The organism is Niabella agricola, from assembly GCF_021538615.1.
GTDB classification, from domain to species: domain Bacteria; phylum Bacteroidota; class Bacteroidia; order Chitinophagales; family Chitinophagaceae; genus Niabella; species Niabella agricola.
The window spans coordinates 170598-187763 of the sequence record NZ_JAJHIZ010000002.1 but is presented as its reverse complement, the minus strand read 5'-3'; the positions used below and the strand labels follow the sequence as shown (position 1 = coordinate 187763).

The following is a 17166-nucleotide window of genomic DNA, read 5'->3' as shown; positions in this document are numbered from 1 at the left end:
GTTCAAGCTTTTCCAAAAAAATTGAGGCATTCGGCTTTCCCGCTGATGGGCCAGATTGAATACACCGCTGATTTCCGCTGATTGGTTTTCTGCGAAGATTAGCGCAAAAAATCTGCGAAGATCTGCGGGAAATACCACCACATCCAAACATTCAAATCGCTTCATTTTAAGTCGTTCAAGCTTTTCCAAAAAAATTGAGGCCTTCGGCTTTCCCGCTAATGGGCGCAGATTGCATACACCGCTGATTTCCGCGGATTGATTTTCTGCGAAGATCAGCGCAAAAAATCGGCGTAAGTCTGCGGGAAAAACGATTACCGGTCATGCGTATAAAAGGTTATTTCTTCCAGGGTCATAAAATGGCTGCCGCCCCAGTTCGACAGCAATTTAAGCCGGTAGTACCGGAACTTCCCGGTTCCCTCCGGTACGGAAAACTCCTCACCGGCTTTTGCATAATCGATATCCGCCTGCGTATTATTCCCTACCGGGAGTCCGGAAGGTTTAATGGATTGATAGGAACCGATCTTCGTCCAGCTGGCCCAGCTGCCATCCGCTGCCGGGTTATTGCTTCCATACAATTCGAATGTTTTTACGCTCTCCAGCTGGTATAACCGGTCGTTGGCCTGCCATACTTTAAAGCGGCTGAGCGCTGCTGCAGATCCGCAGTCGATCGTAAACCAACAGGGAATGATGGATTGTGTAGCAAAGCCCGGCGGATCATATTTTTCATCCCATAAATAAGGCAACAGCCAGCCGTACCCGCCGTCTTTTACATCGGTTGGCAGCTCCAGCACCTTAAAACCCGACTTAGGCAAACGGCGCTCAAATGCCGGCAGTGTAACGGTGGAAGCTTCGGGGTAAAAAAATTCAAAAGCAGTGGAATCCGGTTTGTATTTAGACCGGTAGCTGAGCACCGATTTGCCCTGGTAGTCCGGCAGTACAGTACGCGTTTCCGTTGGCGCTACCACCACCTTTTGGGCGCTTCCGTTTGCCCCGGTATAATCCACATCAACACCCAGCTCACCGCCGGCCGGTTCGCCCCAGTTCAGCACCAGGTTATTTCCGTCTTCCGATTGCTCCACCGATCTCAGGGTACGGTTCACCAGTGACCCCGTATAATTCTGACCGTAGGCCACACCAAAGGCATTGACCACTACCGATTGATGATTTTCTTTGTCGTAGGTATAAAGGGTGAAATTATAGTTCCCTTCCCTGAGGTCGGGTACCAATATGTTAAGGGTGTCTCTTCCCTTTGTGCGTTTTACGGGCACCTCCATCGAATCGCGGCCGTTGTTCCAGTGGATGCTCAACCGGGTTACCAGCGGATCATTGCCCAGCACGACAGCAAGCTGTATGCGGTTATGCCCGGGCCGCACAATCACCGTATCCAGCCGTCCCGGGTAGGTGATCTCGCCGCTTTCCAGGTACCGGCGATAGGCATCGCCGCTGGTTTTGGTACAGGACTGCATAGCGGCCACCAGCAGCATCCCTAAAACTATTACACTATTGATCCGTTTCATGTATTCGTATTTCTTGTTAACAGATGAATTATTTAGTATCGCCCCACATCATGATCTCATAAAAATTCACATAGGTTCCGTTCGACCAGTTCTTCAGGGTTTTAAAACGGATGTACCGCACCTTGGGCGTATTCAGCGGAAACACTACGGTATACCCGGCCAGTGCCGCATCAATATCCGCCTGCGAAAGCTGCCCCTCGGGAAGCCCGGAGGGCTTTGTTTGTGTAGCGGTGGTCAGCAGGGTCCAGCTATCATCAAAACTTCCATCGGGATTGGGGTTGTTCGATCCCCATATTTCTACTTCTTTAGGATTGTGCAGCGTGTAGTAAAAGCCCGGGCGCATAAACCATACCAGGCGGCTTAATTTGGCTGTTACGCCCATGTCGTAGGTAAACCATTGCGGCATCCGTGCAGCATCCGAAGAATGGTAAAACCCGGCGGTGGTGCTTCCGTCAAAAAGCCCGGCAATATTGCCACCATGCCCCAGCGGTGCATCCGTGGGCAGCGCAAGTCCCTTCATCTTTGTACGATCCAGCAATGCTTCAAACAGCGGCGTCAGTTGTGTAATGAGCGTGTCTGAAATATTGCCCCAGCGATCCCTTATATACACCCCAAACTTTGTAGGCACATCGGGCATATTGCGGGTAGAGAAATCGCCGGTTTTCAGGTTCGTGTATTTCGTGGTCTGCGGTGCAAACCGTCCCAGCGAATCATCGGCCAGTACTACAATGGCCAGGTCCTGTTCCCCGGGATTGGTGTACTTTACATTCACGCCTCCGAAATCAGGAGCCAGCTTCAGTTGCCGGCGCACGATCCAGATCGGCGGCTCCAGCGGGCGCACGGTTACATCCACAGCCGCGGAGCTGTTCTCACTTTTATCTACGGCATAGAGTGATACCTTGTAGTCGCTGGTATCTCCAAACCCGTCTACCAGGATACTGCGGTTATAACGGCTCACTTTTGTTTCCCGCACTGTACCCCGCCGGGTGGTGTACCGTGCCTTTACATACAGCAGGTCCGGATCCTCCGGCAGCTCGTAACTGATGCGGGCAGCACCGTTCAGGTTCTCGATTGTTACATCACGCAGGGGCTCCGGTACGCGATCATCCTTTACCGCCGGACCGGCCACTTCCCGTTTGCAGGCCATCGTTACCAGCAAAAAACAAAAAAGACTATAATAACAAATACATTTTTTCATTTCAATACATTTAAGCATCGTTGGTAATTAAATACTCCTGTGGCTACCAGCCGGGGTTTTGTACCAGGTTGGGATTGATCTGCAGGTTGTATTCCCGTACCGGCCAGAAATAATCGCGGGGCGCAATAAACTGCGGGCTGTACAGCAGCACCCGGCGATTGTAATCTTCATACGTTGTTTGCAGGATATCCCATCCATAAATGGCGCTGCTTAAGGTTTGCGGAGCGGTTTTCCAACGGCGCAGGTCCCAGAAGCGGCTGCCTTCAAAGGCCATCTCGATACCCCGCTCCTGCCGGATGATGTCCCGCAGGCCTTCTGCCGACTGGTATTTGGATGCGCGGTTGGAGTACATAGACCAGGATTGCTCTACCGACTGCAACCCGGCTCTTGCACGGATCTGGTTGAGATACGACAAGGCTTCTGCGGGGCTGCCCGATTCATTCAGCGCCTCGGCATACAGCAGGTACAGATCACTCAGCCGCATGACCGGCCAGGGATAGGATTCTACCTGTAAGGAGGTGTTGTTGTAAACCAGGTTCCAGTTTACGATCTTCTTGGTAAAATACCCCGTTACCGAATAGATCCGGCTTTGTTTTTTACCGGAGTACTCGCCCAGTTTACTTTGTATATTGTAGTTGCCGTTCCGCATAAACCATTTTGAACCGTCAAAGCCCATATCCGCATAAAACCGGGGCTCGCGGTCAAAATGCAGTCCAACGGTCTTATAGCCTTCCTGGATACCGGTATCCTTCCCGGTAGCCGTCCGCAAATGAAACCGGTTGGCATAGTCCCAGGTTTTATCTTCTTCTATGGGTACACCGTTTTTGGTATAGAACAGCTCTGCCATTTTCATGGGAGGCGCCAGTTTGCCTTTCAGGTTAATGTTAAACTGGTTGGGGTCCAGCTGCGGGCAGGCATAGGTTTGCAGCCAAAAGGTAGGATCACCGCCCGTGGTGAGTCCCCAGATCAGCTCACTGTTCCATTTTTCACACACGGCATTGCGGATATTCATTTCAACACGGGTGGCATGATCAACATTAATAATGGATGGATTAAAATAGTATAGTTTTAAGCCGGCGGTCTGTGCCGCGTCAATCGCCGCCTTACAGGCTTCCCGGGCGCGCGTCCACTTACCGGCATCATATTGCGGATTGAACAACACCTGGCCGTTGTTATTTTTAAAGCCAGTAAAATCATTATTGCCGTTAAACAGCGGACTTGCTGCCGTTACCAGCAGCCGTGCTTTTATGGCCAGCGCCGCTACCTTGGTAATGCGTCCGAGTTCGGTTGCGGTACTGGTAATCGTTAACGGCAACCCGGTATTATTATCCCCCGCGGCAGCATCATCGATTAGTGCGGCAATATAATTTACCACGGAGTCTACCGGCTGCCGGTACACTTTTACTTCGGCGGGCGATGCGGTGATGGGCAGGTTTTTATCCATCAGCGGAATGGGACCATACATGCGGAACAGGTACCAGTGAAAATAGGCCTTCAGGAATTTTGCCTCGGCAATCCACCGTACTTTTTCATAGGGCTGCAGATCCGCTACCCGGTCGATGCTTTCAAGAAAGATATTGCAGTTGCGGATTCCCTGCCAGAGCGACTTACCGTCATACCCATCCCAGTAATTCATAAAGGGGTCGGTTTGCCGTTGCTCGCCGCGGGCAATCTGATAGGGATCGCGGTAAAAAAAATCTTCGATCATGGGCCAATAGGTCCAGGCCTCATCTCCGCCACTGAAGGCCGGGTTTTTATCCGGATGCCCTTCCTGCGGCAGATAGGCATAGCAGGTATATAAATATTTTTCAGCCTCCAGGCGATTGGAAAATGCGTGATCCAGCGTGGGCACATTATCCGGAACAAGATCCAGGAAGCCTTTTTTGCAGGAGGCCAGTACGGCCAGTACCCCGCACAGGCTAAGGAGGCATAGCCCCCGGCGGGTATTTTTTATAAATGATAAATGACGATCGATTGCGTACATATATTTTTAGTTTTTTCTGTTATAGCTGAACGTTGATACCGAAATTGAATACGCGCTGAATGGGGTAGCCCAATCCGTTGCCACCCTGCTCGGGATCCCAGAGCTTAAAGGCACTGATCAGGAACAGGTTGCTGCCATTGGCGTAGAGCCGCAGTCCGGCTATCCGGTATTTCTTCAGCCCTTTGTTGCCGATGTTGTAGCCGATCTCCGCGCTTTTCATTCTCAGGAAGGCACCGTTGCGCATCCACCAGTTGGAGGGTTGGTTGTTGTTGCTGTTTTGTGTAAGCCCCAGCCTTGGCCAAAAGGCATACAGGTTGCGGTTGTCCTCAGACCAATGGTCATCGGCGATCACTTTCAGCAAGCCGTGCTGGTTAGCGCCATCAGCTACAAAGGGAGAAATGGCTTCGGGATCAATAAAAAGCGAAGAGCGCGCCGAGCCCTGGAAGAAGGTGCTGATATCAAAATTGTGGAAGCCAAAGGAGAAACCAAACCCATAAATGATTTCAGGCGTAACCGGGTATCCCAGGCCGTTGATCATGTCCAGGTTCGTGATCTGGCCGTCACCGTTCAGATCGCGGTATTTGATATCGCCCCCTCTTACCTCTCCAAAGTTCTGTTTGGGTGAATTTTTTACATCTTCGTCGTCTACAAACAGCCGCTCGGCAACCAGCCCGTATACCTGGCCCAGCGACTGGCCCACACGGGATAGGTACTGCATGTTTGCCGGGTACTCCGGTTCTTCATTTACCAGCAGCTTGCTGGCCGCATAGGTAAACGTACCCCGTGCCTGTAACCAGGATCTGCCGAATGTTTTGTTATAATCCATGGCCACATCCACACCCAGGCCTTCCGCCACACCTACGTTTGCACTTACATTCGGCCCCAGGCCCATGGTGGTGGGAATATAGGACCGCACCATCAGGATATTGCTCCGGCGCTCCTTATAGGCATCTACCGTTACATTGAGCGCATTCCATAACCCCAGGTCCATACCGATATTTACTTTCTTTGATTTTTCCCAGGTGATGCCTTCATTGGGATACCGGGAAATGGATACACCCGGGCGCGACTGCGCATAGTTTTCACCAAAATAATACCGCAGGTTGTTATCATTCAGGTTTACGTTAGACAGGTAAAAGAAGCGGTCGTTGGCATTGCCGATCTGGTCATTCCCCACCAACCCGTAGGTGGCGCGTAATTTCAGTTTGGAAACCACGGACACCAGGTCTTCAAAGAATTTTTCATTGCTGATATTCCAGGCCACCCCTACCGAGGGAAAGAAGCCATAGCGGTTGTTCTTTGCAAAACGTTCCGAACCGTTATACCCGAAGTTGGCCTCAAACAGGTAGCGGTTATCATACCCGTAGGTAAACCTTCCGGATACACCCTGGTTGCGGAACGGAAGGGAAGCTTGCAGATCGCCGGCGTTGCCATTGAGGTAATTGCGGCGGATGCCGATCAGCAATCCGCCAATATTGTGTACGTTATTAAACGTGCGGTTATAGTTAACGGCCGCTTCCGCATAGGTTGTGGTATTTACGATCTTCGGCCCTGCATTGTAGTTCAGGTATTCGGTGGCCGTATTTTCATTCAGCAAGGTCAGCCGGTAAGCATTGGGATCGATCACCGTAGGACTGGCCGCATAAAAGAAGGGATTGTATTGGCGGCTCAGGCTAAAATAAGAATACCGTTTGGTATAGATCATTACCCGTGCGGATAAACCCGGTGTTACAAACTTCAGGTCCTGCTTTACCTCTGCCTGAACGTTCAGGGTAGAGGTATTGTATTGCTGAAAGCCCGAAACCATGGATGCGTAGGGGTTGGCATATACCTCACCATTTAATCCCCTTGCGGCATTACCAAACAGCGGATGCTTTACCAGGGGCAGGTCCGAAGCCGGGAAGATGGCCGGGAAAAGAACGGGGTTGGCATTTAAAGCACTTGAAAAAATAGCCGCACCGCCGCCGATGGGACCGTTGTAGTCATCAAAATTACCGGAGGTACGGATAATGGCTTCTGTAGTAGACGTTAACTTCAGGTTGATGTTGGACCGTACCTCGTAACTGCGCAGCTGGATGTTATTGTTTACGTTTGTGCCCGCCTGCCGTTTCAATACACCGTTGTCCTGGTTGGCGGTAGCGCCCACATAATACTGTGCCCGCTGGCTGCCGCCGGTCAGGTTCAGGTTCAGGCGCTGATTGTTGGTATATTTTTTTATCAGTGCGTCGATCCAGTTATTGCTGGGGTAGAGATACGGATTATCGCCCGCAATGGTATGGTCGATCTTGTTCTGATCATACGGCAAGGGGTTGAGGGGGTTACGCGTCAACGCCGCTTCATTGGCCAGCTGCATATAGGTGATATTATCTGCCATCCGGAAGTTGCGGGTATTGGAGGAAGTGGAGTTTTCAAACCGGATGTTCATCCGGGTGGCGCCGGTTTTACCCGATTTGGTGGTAACCAGTATCACCCCGTTGGCCCCCCGTGCACCATAAAGGGATGCCGCGGCCGCATCTTTTAAAACGGAGAAACCCGCAATATCATCCGGCTGCACGCGGGCCAGTTCCGTGCCGCTGGATTCCATACCATCGATCAGGATCAGCGGATCCAGTTTACCGGAGCCGAACGAAGAAATACCCCGGATAAAAAAGGCGGCGTTATCCGCACCCGGTTCACCGCTGCGCTGGTAAGAGATCAGCCCGGAAATGCGGCCGGCCAGCATGGTGGTAAGGTTACTGGTAGGCCCCTTCAGTTCTTTCGGATTGATGGCGGTAATGGAGCTCACCATACTCTCTTTTTTTTGCTGCCCATAGGCCACCACCACCACATCATCCAGGTCGCCCTTATCTTCCGTTAATACCACGTCCAGCACCGGTCGCCCGTTTACGGGTTCCTCCCTGGGCAGGTAGCCCACGTAGGAAAACACCAGGGTATCCATCCCGTTCCGGATATCAATGGCATAGGTACCATTGGCAGCGGTAACGGTTCCCGTTTGCGTGTGCTTAATGGTAATGTTGGCCCCGGGAATGACCTGACCTTTTGTATCGGATACTTTTCCCGTGACTTTGAGGGCCTCCTGCCCCGCGGATGCGTTTCCCAGCAGCAGGAGCATACAGGCATACACATACTTTTTCTTCAGCAAGCTCAGTAAGTTTTTGTTCATAAATGACCGGCAAGGTTAAATAAAAAATCAATTGTACATACATAGATACATATTATTTTATTCTGGAACAAAATTTTTTTTATAAATAAATTTTCATATTTGATTATCAATAATTTACAAACATATAAACACTAGAACGACAACTATACCCGGTTCGATATATGTATGCCATATGTATGCTTTATATATGCTCATGCCGCTAAGCCGGCAGCAGTTGTTGCCGCATACGGAAGACACATCATTGATGAAAACCTATAAATAGTTATAAAACAGACAATTATAAAAAACCGAATAAAAAGGCCCGTCCTGCCGGCACTGGGCTGGTTCAAACCGGGCCATTATTATATGTTCCTACATATACGCGCATCCTTGCCGGCCGCAGATGGCCTGGGATAACCGGCAAATACGCAGTCTGCTGATCATCTTATTTTTAAACAGGATCCCTATTTCCTGCAGACCTGCCTGCCACCAGGTTTCCGCTGATCTTTTGCTCGGATGTTCGCCGACCATCAAGCTGCGGTGTACCGGATCTGCCCGGTCAGCGGGAAGTCAGCCTCTAATATTGCAGCCATAAAGTTGGCCATTTTATGCGCCGGTTTATCTTTTTGATCTCTTGTGATCCCTTCTGATCACTTGTGACCGCTTCTGATCCCTTCTGATCCCTTCTGACCTCTTTGTATATCGTTTCTGTATCCTTTCTATATCCTGGCTGTATCCTGGCTGTATCGCTCGTATATCCTTTCTGTATCGGTTAGGGTATGCTGCCGGACCGGGATCAGCCTTGTTAAAACGGGTGATCGGTCCGCCGGGGCGGATCAGCAGCTATTGACCGACAAGCTTTTTGTCGGATGCCGAAATTGCCCGTGACGGATCACGTCAGGTAGCGAAGAATAATCGGCTGAGGTTTCCATTTGTAAACACAAAATCAATGAGGGTATGCCAAGTACGGAATATTTTAAAGTGTGGTTTCTTCCTTTGCTTTTTTCTCCCCGCCAATCGCACAGGCATAAAGAAAAGAAAGACGATTCCCGCATAAAACACCCCGGTATCGGCTCCAATTAAAAAATGGCTAAAGGCGCAGCGCGCCGGTGCTCCTTATAGCTTGAAGCAACAAACGGCATTTCCAGCCGCAGCGCGGCGGTAATCGATATGCCTGGGCGGCGTAAACGTTACGCTATTACCGGTGCGCTGCAGCTTTCCAACAGGTGAAGATTATCCTTACGGGATAAAAACTGGAAAACAAAAAAACGTGATTGATCAATTGTATTCTTTTCTCTTCCACTTTTGCTTGACCAAAAGTGGATGAGGAAATTTACAGATTACATCAGGTATAGGAGATCAATCATGCTGCCGTAATGCTGAGTTTTTGATAGCAGGCTTAATGCGGAGATGCGCCCTCGAAAAATCAGAACATTTCAAGGTCGTGTTTCTTTTCTTTCCACTTTTCTCCCGATAAATCGGGAATGAAAAGTGGAGCAACCGACCGAAGGGAGCTCATGAGATCCATAAAAAAAATAATGAACAGGCGAATAAAAATCTCGTCCGCCAGGAGGTGAATCCCGCCTGTCTGTTCTTCGCCAGGGGGCGGGACCAGAGAAACCGGCGCTGCAGGCTTTGGCGATGGGCTATGCACCTGCCTGGGCCATCCATCGCCGCCGTTCCGCTTGTTTTCCCTTTTCACTGCCCGGCGGACTGCCTTCTAAGAAAGAACACGTCCACCTTTTTTGTTTCACTTTCATCGGGCCGGTTCTTTCGATAATTACTCCGGAACGGAATCGTAACTACGGCCATCAGCAAGTGACGCAGCGCCTCTTTTTTACGTGGCGGATGTACGTTCAAAAGAAAAATCCAGCCCGTAAAAAAGCAGCGCAGTAAGGGTTGTACAACAAGCAGGCAGCAAGCGCTTCAACTGATTTCTTCGGGGAAAAGAGGCTATTGCTTTTCGATCCGGGTGTGCAGTGCGTGGCCGGTCAAACGGCGGAGCATTCGTTTGACCTTGACTTTTGCTCCACTTTTGGTCAAGCAAAAGTGGAAAAAGAAATTAACGGACCGCCCGAAGATCAGGAGATCCTTCGGCTCCACTTTGTTGCGCTCAGGGTGACGAAAGAATAATCTATCATTCGCTTGCTGATGGCCAGAATGACGAAAGCATATCATGCCAACGCATCATTGTTTACTACGCAAATGCCCCTTGCATAATACAGGAGACCTTTGATCAGCCCGCAGGCGCTTCCGTTATCCCCTCCTCCCCGCCCGCATCCCGCGTAATCACCAGCTTTCCGGCTGCTACGGAAACCCGTATTGCATCGCCCGGCGTAAAGCCGCTATCCGCCAGCCATTTGCCCATCAATCGTATTTCCGGGTGGCGGGATATGGTGTTGCGCATGTACCCGGCATTGTAGATGATGATCTTTTCATACACTTTTAACCGGCGCAGTTTAGGCAGGGCCGGACTGCCCTTCATGGTTGCAATAATGGCCATAATCGTCGTTTTAGAAGGCTTAAGAAGTGGGTGCTGTTTTATGTTGTCCGCCGGGTTCATGGGTGGTACCTTGTTTTGCAGATCCGCCACCGCCATCCCGCATCCACACCAGATGCGCGGCTTCCAGCAGTTTTAATAAACCGGTGCGGGTGCGCAGTACCCATCGTTCCCCGTCCAGGTTGCAGGGGCTCAGGGCGGCTTCTACCAGTTGCTCCCAATCGTTGATCCACTGGCTTAGTGGGCGTTTTTTGAACCGCTTTTTAAATACACTGCAGGGCCGGCAGTATTCTTTAAACGATACCACACGCGGGAAATCGTCCCAGTGGTTGCATGTGCCCAGGCCCATACCATACTGCCAGGGCTCCTGCCTGGTAACGGCGATATCTTTGCCGGCAGCGTCCTGCAGTGCATAGGCCGCCATCAGTGCAGACCGTACCACTTTCATAGCCACCAATACATCGCCGGGTGCCCGCCGGTGGTATATTTTACCGGACAATGCATGCGCTGCCATTTTTGTAATGAGCCTTCGCCAGCCGCCCATATCCATATAAGAAAAAATTTCGGCAACTGCTTCCATGGGGTCTGTAATGCCTTCCCTGCCCCAGCCCGTTATGCAAAAAGGATCGTTGTTTTTCATGGTTCTGGTTTTAGTGTTTTGGAATCATAAGAACACCACAAAGTACCGGCGCCGGGCAGGCATATGAAAGTTATCCGCCGGATATTTTATACTTTTTTGCGGGATATTTTAGCTATCTTTATACCAGCGGCTGACTGCTTATAAAGCCCTAAATTTGAACCATTGATAAATACAGCAATTATGGAGAAAAAGATACACGAAGGCCGGAATGTAAAGCGTTTCCGCGAAATGCTGGGCATGAAACAGGAAACCCTGGCTTATGAACTGGGCGATGACTGGAACCAAAAGAAAATATCCCTGTTAGAGGCCAAGGAGACGATTGATGCGCCCTTGCTCCAACAGATTTCTGCGGCACTGAAAATACCGGTGGAGGCGATACAGAATTTTGATGAGGAACAGGCGGTGAATATTATTGCGAATACTTTTAATGAAGGATCAATAGCAAACGCTACTGCTGAAAATATTCAATGTACCTTCAATCCTCTTGATAAAGTGATGGAATTATTTGAACGCCTGCTTGCCAGCGAGCGTGAAAAGGTGGAACTGATGAAGGAGATTTTGGAGAAGATGAAATAATCCTCAACCCTATGATTGATACATATCTCCAATATGGTATTTCAAGCGATTTGGCGCAAAAATTAGCTAGGCTTGGTCTACCAAAAACAACCTTTGAAAAAACATCTAAAAAGAATCTTAAGGAAAGGTATGGCTTATCCGAGAATGAAGTCAACACAGTAAATGAGCTAATCCAAAGGAAACCTATAAACAAGGATACTGTTGAAGTGTTGTTATATAATTCAAATTATACTTGCTGTATTTGTAAAGGAACAAAGGGTAGTTCTTACATCATCCACCATATAAAGGAGTATTCAATAAGTCAAGATAATAGTTATTTTAATTTGGCGGTTCTTTGCCCTAATGACCATGATCTGGCTCACCAAAAAGGCAAAACGCTAAGCCTACAGCTTACAGAATCGAATATTCACAAAGCTAAACAGAAATGGGAGAAGCTAGTAAATGAGCGAAATTTAGAGAAGGCTTGCAGAAATGGTAATATTACGGAGGTCGACTTTTTGAACATACCCCGGATACTTGAACTTTGTACAGGACTATTCGGAAATATCCCCCACACACAATATAGCGATGAATTGTACTCTAATGATCTAATTCTGAAAAGTGGAGCTTTAAATGATCATAAAATTAGAGAGGTGAATAAAAACCCCGAAACTCCATTAATATTTTTCGCATCTTATGGTTCTTCAATGTTAAAGCATCACTACTATGAAATATTTAAGGCCGTATTAAACCACTTAAACTTTATTGATTTAGACCACTTGCTAAACAAAAAATCTTTGAAAACTGGTATTGTAGGGGAATATTGTTTTTACATTGGAGGGTTGTATAGTAAAAAATTACCTGATCCAATTACCGATTCTTCAGAATTTATGAAATTCTATTTCAAACGAAAACCATTTGTAGTCGAATGGCTAGTTGATCCAAAGTATTTTTGTTCAAGCTCTGCAAAGTGGCGGACGTTACATAGAGGAGTTTATATCATTTTTGGAAAGATTCGAAATGTAAATATTGAATCTATTGAAGGGAAAGATCAAATTGTAGTTGATATACGACCATATTGTTTTGGGCTTCCTAAAGAACGAAAGGATAGAACTCCTTCGATTGCGCATAGAGATCAGTTTGACGATTTTTTTGATGAAGAAGATGAGTAATTTACATAGATGAAATAGCTCACTATTGGAAATAAGCAGGGACAGTCAAATAGAATACAAAAAGAGGGCAATCTCCCTCTTTTTTTTGTTTTATAATATATTTATACATATTTTTGAGGGTAAATACCCTTTTTGTGGATAGCCTAAATATAAATTCTTTACTTAAATCGGTTTTTGAAGACCGACCTGTACCCAATATAAAGGCGTTGTTTGATAGCAAGCTGGAGGAATATGGCATTGCCAAAACTAAGGCGCTAAAGCTATTAAGCATAGACAAGGATGTTTTTGAGGAGATTGTTACCGGCACCGCAAAACAGCCGAATTTAATTCATGTAGTTAAGTTGGCCGAATTTCTTGAGATTGATATTAATAGTTTTATTAAGGTTGTACTCAACAATCAAAGTGTAGATAATATAGCATCGATTGATAGTGCACGAAAAACCACCTTTTTACTAAAAAACTTTGATGTAAAAACACTGACCAAGCTTGGCTTTTTTCAAAGTAATGATAATTTAGATGCTTTAGTTAAAAAAGTACTTACCTTTTTTGGCTTCTCCTCAATACAGGATTTTGAAGAGCAACTGGAAGAGCCTTTGTATAGCCGTACCAAAAGAAATTTTTCGGATAAGATGAAAGACTTTTGGATCAAGTCGGCTTACCAAACTTTTAAAGTGATCAATAATCCTAATGATTACGATAGAAATCGGCTAAAAGATTTGATCGTAAAAATCAAGCCTTATTCGCAGGACGTAGATAATGGGCTCTTTATCGTATGCAGGGCCTTATACAATGTGGGTGTAACGGTGATTTTCCAGGATTATTTGTCAACTACACAAGTAAGGGGGGGTACATTTATTATTAATGGCAAACCGTGTATTGTATTAACAGATTTCAACAAAAAATATCCCACAATCTGGTTTACCCTGCTGCATGAACTGCACCATGTATTGTTTGATTTTGAGTTTATAGAAACAAATCGTTTTCATTTAACTGGAGATGATGATTTATTCCTGATTGAAGAGAAAGCCAACTCATTTGCAAGAGATTTTTTCCTTCCGGAAGAGAAGTTTCAGTATATCAAAAAGTATATTCACAACCCTTACCTGGTCTCAAAATTTGCAAGGGAAAATGAAGTGCACGAATCCATCGTGTATTCCTTTTACATCTGGTACCAGGATGAGCTATATGGCAAAAAATATCATGCTGCGTTTAAAGAATTTTTACCGGCTTATAGCAATTCTTTGAAAAAGCTAAACCCTGTATCGTGGGACGAGGAAAGCATAAAAGTAACCAGCGAAAGAATTAAAGAAATTTTAGAAATTAAATAACCCCTATTATTATGGCAAGCAACAAAAACACCAAAAAGCAGGAAGAGCTTTCGGAAGCAGATATTGAACGATTAGAACTGCTGCAGAAGGCCAATGAAAAAGTAGGCCGACAACTGAGTATTAATACTGAAGAGGGAACACTTCATGAAATCGACGAGCTGAAACAGGTTATTGGTAAAGAGTTCGAAAACCCAGAAGAAAAATACAACATCTACTATCGTGGCATAAGAAAGTTGTTGATGGACTATCTACCCAAAGGTGCAGAGTTTAAAGAGGTACGCGACATCATTTATGATGAGAAGAACATCTTTTTAAACCTGGGTAAGCGAAAGTCTGACAACAACGGCATCAGGAAGTCAGATGGCAGGATGACCTATCAGCCTGTTATGAATGAGATCCTGGATATTATAATAAAATGGGTAGCAGAGTCGCAAAATCCCTTTGATATTTATCGGGAATTTTATGAGTTGAATGAGCGACATGGTTACGGGCACGAAGAATATGATAAGACTACACTGAGCGTTGCCAAAGCCATGAAGAAATTAGGCAAAAAGGAATAATACCAAATCTATAGGTCTATTAGATCGCAGCTAATGTTATGTCCCTTTTATTTCCCAACGCATCACAGAGAAAACGATTTGAGATCACAAATTGCAACCTCAAATCGAAAGAAAAATACGTAGCCTTGTATTAATTAATGCAAGTAGGAGTACACCCAGCACTCTTGCATATTAACAACAAAGCCTCTATTAAAATTAATCGGCCTTATTGGGGTATTTACAATTTATCTGTTAGGCCCAACCACGTGTTAGTCCTTAGGCTTATGCTTGTGAGGTTTCAACGGTGGATAACTCGGTTTTTTTTCAGGCGTCACCCTTCTTCTTTTATCTAATTCACCGTTGTCCTTTTTAGGTTTTGGCCCTGGTTTAATAGCCTCAACTTTGCTCATAATTGATTGTTTTTTAAAATTTGTATTAATAATAACCTACGGATCAGTATACTATTTCCGCAAATAGTTTGCAAATGCCTCAGATAAATATTTCTAAAAATCGGCACCAAGGTTTATGTCAACATAGACTTCTATAAGGTATTGGCATGCACCCGATACACAAAAATATAAATCAAGATATCCCTTTATCAGAAAACTTTATCTAAAAGTTCTCTAATAACTTCTTTGCCGTCTTTAAACTATCTATATAATCAAAGACCGCTTTATAAAACAAGGAAGTATATTCCTTGTTGCTAAAGCAATACAGCTCATTAACGCCCGTGGTTGACTGAATACGCAACTGGCCATATTCCACGATCGGTATCTGGTAGTTATTGGCAAACCGCCTGTCAGGAGAGCCATCCTTATTTACCTTAAACCAGGTGCGACCCACAATTTCAGAATCATCCGGCACCTGTTCGTCCTCAATAAACCGGGTAATCAAAAATTCAATCGCCATATCCGTGTAATCAATGAGTGCAAAATTTTCTTTGGATTCATACACAATCATAAATGCCGGGAAAAAATAAATATCCCCGCCATTTACGTTATGAATACAAAAAGCCGCCTCATCCGCATTCAATATAGGTAATGTCCGTTCTGTTAATTCTATTGCTGATCTTGTAATGGTATTGGCAGCAGAAGTGCGCTCCGCAACCCTGTTAGTAGCACGTGAGCTGGTAAAATCCCATTTCTTTTTAGACCGCTTCAGGAGCTGAAACGCATCCTTTATATTCTGATACAAGTCAAAATAAATATCTTCCGAATCAATCTCCAGGTTAATAGCGGACAAACGGAGCTGCTCGGCTAACTCCTCTTTTTGTTCATTCAATATACCCGACTCTTCTTCAAAACGGGCAATCCGTTTTTTATAAAAAGATTTAAAAAGGCTTTTTTGGAGTTTACTCAGCTTGCCAGATACAGTACTGTAAGCACGCTCTTTTTCTTTCAATAAAGCAGCCGTTTCCTCCCGTACACCCGAAGCGTTTATCAGTAAGTTTTTAAATTCCTTTAAATTACCGGAGGTGAGCGAATGGGTAGCGCCACTTTTTATTTCATGTTGCGGATCGTAGGGCTTATAAAGCCGGTTCATCAGTTTTTCCTTACTTATGGCGGCATCCTCATCAGTGGTACTTACAGCCGGAATAATGTCCGTTTTAATGCCTTGTTTTCCGTAGGAAAGCTTTACACCGGGGAAGGCCTGAAAGTCTGGTCGGTATTTCCAATTCATAACTAAAACGTTGGTAGTTTATATTCTTTTATTCTTCCCTCCAAATGTATTGCGTTGCCAAAGACCATTTTTATGGAAAACCGTAATACACTGTAGTCGTATGGATAGCAGACACCCTGACTCCCTTCCCCGCCATAGCCTTCATATGACCCGAACCTATGGTTCTTCTGTCTCCATTACAGGTTTTTACAACGAACCGGGTTCGTTGTTGGTACATGAGCGCGACGCGATGCGTCTCCCCCTCTGCTCGCTTTTTTTAGAAGAATTCTTATGATTACTTATAAAAGACACATCGGCCGGTATATATAAACAACTCCGGGAGGCCTGCACAAGATATGTTCTTTCTATGATTGCCCTGGAACGGAATAGCAACTACGGCCATCAGCAAGTGATACAGCGCCTCTTTTTTACGTGGCGGATGTACGTTCCAAAGAAAAATCCAGCCCGTAAAAAAGCAGCGCAGTAAGGGTTGTACAACAAGCAGGCAGCAAGCGCTTCAACTGATTCCTCCGGGGAAAAGAGGCGGTTGCTTTTCGATCCGGGTCTGCAGTGCGTGGCCGGTCAAACGGCGGTCCGCCGCGGCGGATGACCTTGGCTTTTGCTCCACTTTTTGCCAAGAAAAAGTGGAAGAGGAAATTAACGAACTGCCCGAAGACCGCTCTTCGGCTCCACGTTGTTTCGCTCAGGGTGACGAAAGCATATAATGCTATACGCACATTGATTTTACCCGGTTCCCGGAGGGCAGGCAACCTAAATCGAATACTCATGATTACCGCCGCGCTGCGGCTGGGAATGTCGTTTGTTGCTTTCAGCTACAGGGAGCACCGGCGCGCTGCGCCTTTGATCACTTTTACCTGATCCGGAAATAACAGGAACTGCGGTTGCCGGGTATTTTATGCAAAAATGATCTT

Annotated in this window: 14 protein-coding genes; 5 read left to right on the top strand and 9 right to left on the bottom strand. The window is 46.4% G+C overall.

Annotated elements, in window-relative coordinates; all coding sequences use genetic code 11:
• Positions 1–311 precede the first annotated feature (311 nt).
• Genes LL912_RS01200 through LL912_RS01185 form a run of 4 tightly spaced genes read right to left on the bottom strand, consistent with a single transcriptional unit; the run spans position 312 to position 7862 of the window.
• Complete coding sequence (locus tag LL912_RS01200; RefSeq protein ID WP_235551728.1) at positions 312–1517, bottom strand: DUF4998 domain-containing protein; 1206 nt, start codon at positions 1515–1517, stop codon at positions 312–314.
• A gap of 28 nt (positions 1518–1545) precedes the next feature.
• Entirely contained in the window at positions 1546–2715 is a 1170-nt protein-coding gene (locus LL912_RS01195; RefSeq protein WP_235551727.1) for a DUF5000 domain-containing lipoprotein, read from the bottom strand.
• Positions 2716–2758: 43 nt separating this feature from the next.
• A complete protein-coding gene (locus LL912_RS01190; RefSeq protein ID WP_235551726.1) occupies positions 2759–4699 on the bottom strand; it encodes a RagB/SusD family nutrient uptake outer membrane protein in 1941 nt (646 codons plus the stop codon).
• Positions 4700–4718: 19 nt separating this feature from the next.
• A complete protein-coding gene (locus LL912_RS01185) occupies positions 4719–7862 on the bottom strand; it encodes a SusC/RagA family TonB-linked outer membrane protein (protein ID WP_235551725.1) in 3144 nt (1047 codons plus the stop codon).
• A 1878-nt stretch (positions 7863–9740) separates the two neighbouring features.
• On the opposite strand from LL912_RS01185, the gene LL912_RS01180 reads away from it, so the two are divergent.
• Positions 9741–9974: a hypothetical protein gene (locus LL912_RS01180; RefSeq protein WP_235551724.1), complete on the top strand. Its 234-nt coding sequence runs from the start codon at positions 9741–9743 to the stop codon at positions 9972–9974.
• Between the two features lie 103 nt (positions 9975–10077).
• Here LL912_RS01180 and LL912_RS01175 read toward each other — a convergent pair whose 3' ends face one another.
• Positions 10078–10344, bottom strand: a complete 267-nt coding sequence (locus LL912_RS01175) for a SymE family type I addiction module toxin (RefSeq protein WP_235551723.1) — start codon at positions 10342–10344, stop codon at positions 10078–10080.
• Between the two features lie 19 nt (positions 10345–10363).
• Positions 10364–10981, bottom strand: a complete 618-nt coding sequence (locus LL912_RS01170; protein ID WP_235551722.1) for a hypothetical protein — start codon at positions 10979–10981, stop codon at positions 10364–10366.
• Positions 10982–11161: 180 nt separating this feature from the next.
• Between LL912_RS01170 and LL912_RS01165 the strand changes: the two genes are divergently transcribed.
• The 4 genes from LL912_RS01165 to LL912_RS01150 all read left to right on the top strand — a co-directional run bounded on the left by LL912_RS01165 (position 11162) and on the right by LL912_RS01150 (position 14596).
• Positions 11162–11557: a helix-turn-helix domain-containing protein gene (locus LL912_RS01165; protein WP_235551721.1), complete on the top strand. Its 396-nt coding sequence runs from the start codon at positions 11162–11164 to the stop codon at positions 11555–11557.
• An 11-nt stretch (positions 11558–11568) separates the two neighbouring features.
• Positions 11569–12708 (top strand): HNH endonuclease signature motif containing protein, encoded by a 1140-nt coding sequence (locus tag LL912_RS01160; protein ID WP_235551720.1) that lies wholly within the window; start codon positions 11569–11571, stop codon positions 12706–12708.
• 134 nt (positions 12709–12842) lie between these two features.
• Entirely contained in the window at positions 12843–14036 is a 1194-nt protein-coding gene (locus tag LL912_RS01155) for an ImmA/IrrE family metallo-endopeptidase (RefSeq protein WP_235551719.1), read from the top strand.
• Positions 14037–14047: 11 nt separating this feature from the next.
• Complete coding sequence (locus LL912_RS01150; RefSeq protein WP_235551718.1) at positions 14048–14596, top strand: hypothetical protein; 549 nt, start codon at positions 14048–14050, stop codon at positions 14594–14596.
• A gap of 248 nt (positions 14597–14844) precedes the next feature.
• On the opposite strand, the gene LL912_RS01145 is transcribed toward LL912_RS01150, so the two are convergent.
• The 3 genes from LL912_RS01145 to LL912_RS01135 form a co-directional block, all read right to left on the bottom strand.
• Positions 14845–14985: a hypothetical protein gene (locus LL912_RS01145; RefSeq protein ID WP_235551717.1), complete on the bottom strand. Its 141-nt coding sequence runs from the start codon at positions 14983–14985 to the stop codon at positions 14845–14847.
• Positions 14986–15187: 202 nt separating this feature from the next.
• Positions 15188–16255: a hypothetical protein gene (locus LL912_RS01140; RefSeq protein ID WP_235551716.1), complete on the bottom strand. Its 1068-nt coding sequence runs from the start codon at positions 16253–16255 to the stop codon at positions 15188–15190.
• A gap of 407 nt (positions 16256–16662) precedes the next feature.
• Complete coding sequence (locus LL912_RS01135; RefSeq protein ID WP_235551715.1) at positions 16663–17022, bottom strand: hypothetical protein; 360 nt, start codon at positions 17020–17022, stop codon at positions 16663–16665.
• Positions 17023–17166 lie beyond the last annotated feature (144 nt).

What these genes read in the sequence shown, in the direction of transcription:
- LL912_RS01160 (WP_235551720.1), top strand. Translation starts at nt 11,569, where the DNA reads ATGATTGATACATATCTCCAATATGGTATTTCAAGCGATTTGGCGCAA.
- LL912_RS01190 (WP_235551726.1), bottom strand. Translation starts at nt 4,699, where the DNA reads ATGTACGCAATCGATCGTCATTTATCATTTATAAAAAATACCCGCCGG.
- LL912_RS01195 (WP_235551727.1), bottom strand. Translation starts at nt 2,715, where the DNA reads ATGAAAAAATGTATTTGTTATTATAGTCTTTTTTGTTTTTTGCTGGTA.
- LL912_RS01185 (WP_235551725.1), bottom strand. Translation starts at nt 7,862, where the DNA reads ATGAACAAAAACTTACTGAGCTTGCTGAAGAAAAAGTATGTGTATGCC.
- LL912_RS01175 (WP_235551723.1), bottom strand. Translation starts at nt 10,344, where the DNA reads ATGGCCATTATTGCAACCATGAAGGGCAGTCCGGCCCTGCCTAAACTG.
- LL912_RS01150 (WP_235551718.1), top strand. Translation starts at nt 14,048, where the DNA reads ATGGCAAGCAACAAAAACACCAAAAAGCAGGAAGAGCTTTCGGAAGCA.
- LL912_RS01140 (WP_235551716.1), bottom strand. Translation starts at nt 16,255, where the DNA reads ATGAATTGGAAATACCGACCAGACTTTCAGGCCTTCCCCGGTGTAAAG.
- LL912_RS01135 (WP_235551715.1), bottom strand. Translation starts at nt 17,022, where the DNA reads ATGAGTATTCGATTTAGGTTGCCTGCCCTCCGGGAACCGGGTAAAATC.
- LL912_RS01165 (WP_235551721.1), top strand. Translation starts at nt 11,162, where the DNA reads ATGGAGAAAAAGATACACGAAGGCCGGAATGTAAAGCGTTTCCGCGAA.
- LL912_RS01200 (WP_235551728.1), bottom strand. Translation starts at nt 1,517, where the DNA reads ATGAAACGGATCAATAGTGTAATAGTTTTAGGGATGCTGCTGGTGGCC.
- LL912_RS01170 (WP_235551722.1), bottom strand. Translation starts at nt 10,981, where the DNA reads ATGAAAAACAACGATCCTTTTTGCATAACGGGCTGGGGCAGGGAAGGC.
- LL912_RS01145 (WP_235551717.1), bottom strand. Translation starts at nt 14,985, where the DNA reads ATGAGCAAAGTTGAGGCTATTAAACCAGGGCCAAAACCTAAAAAGGAC.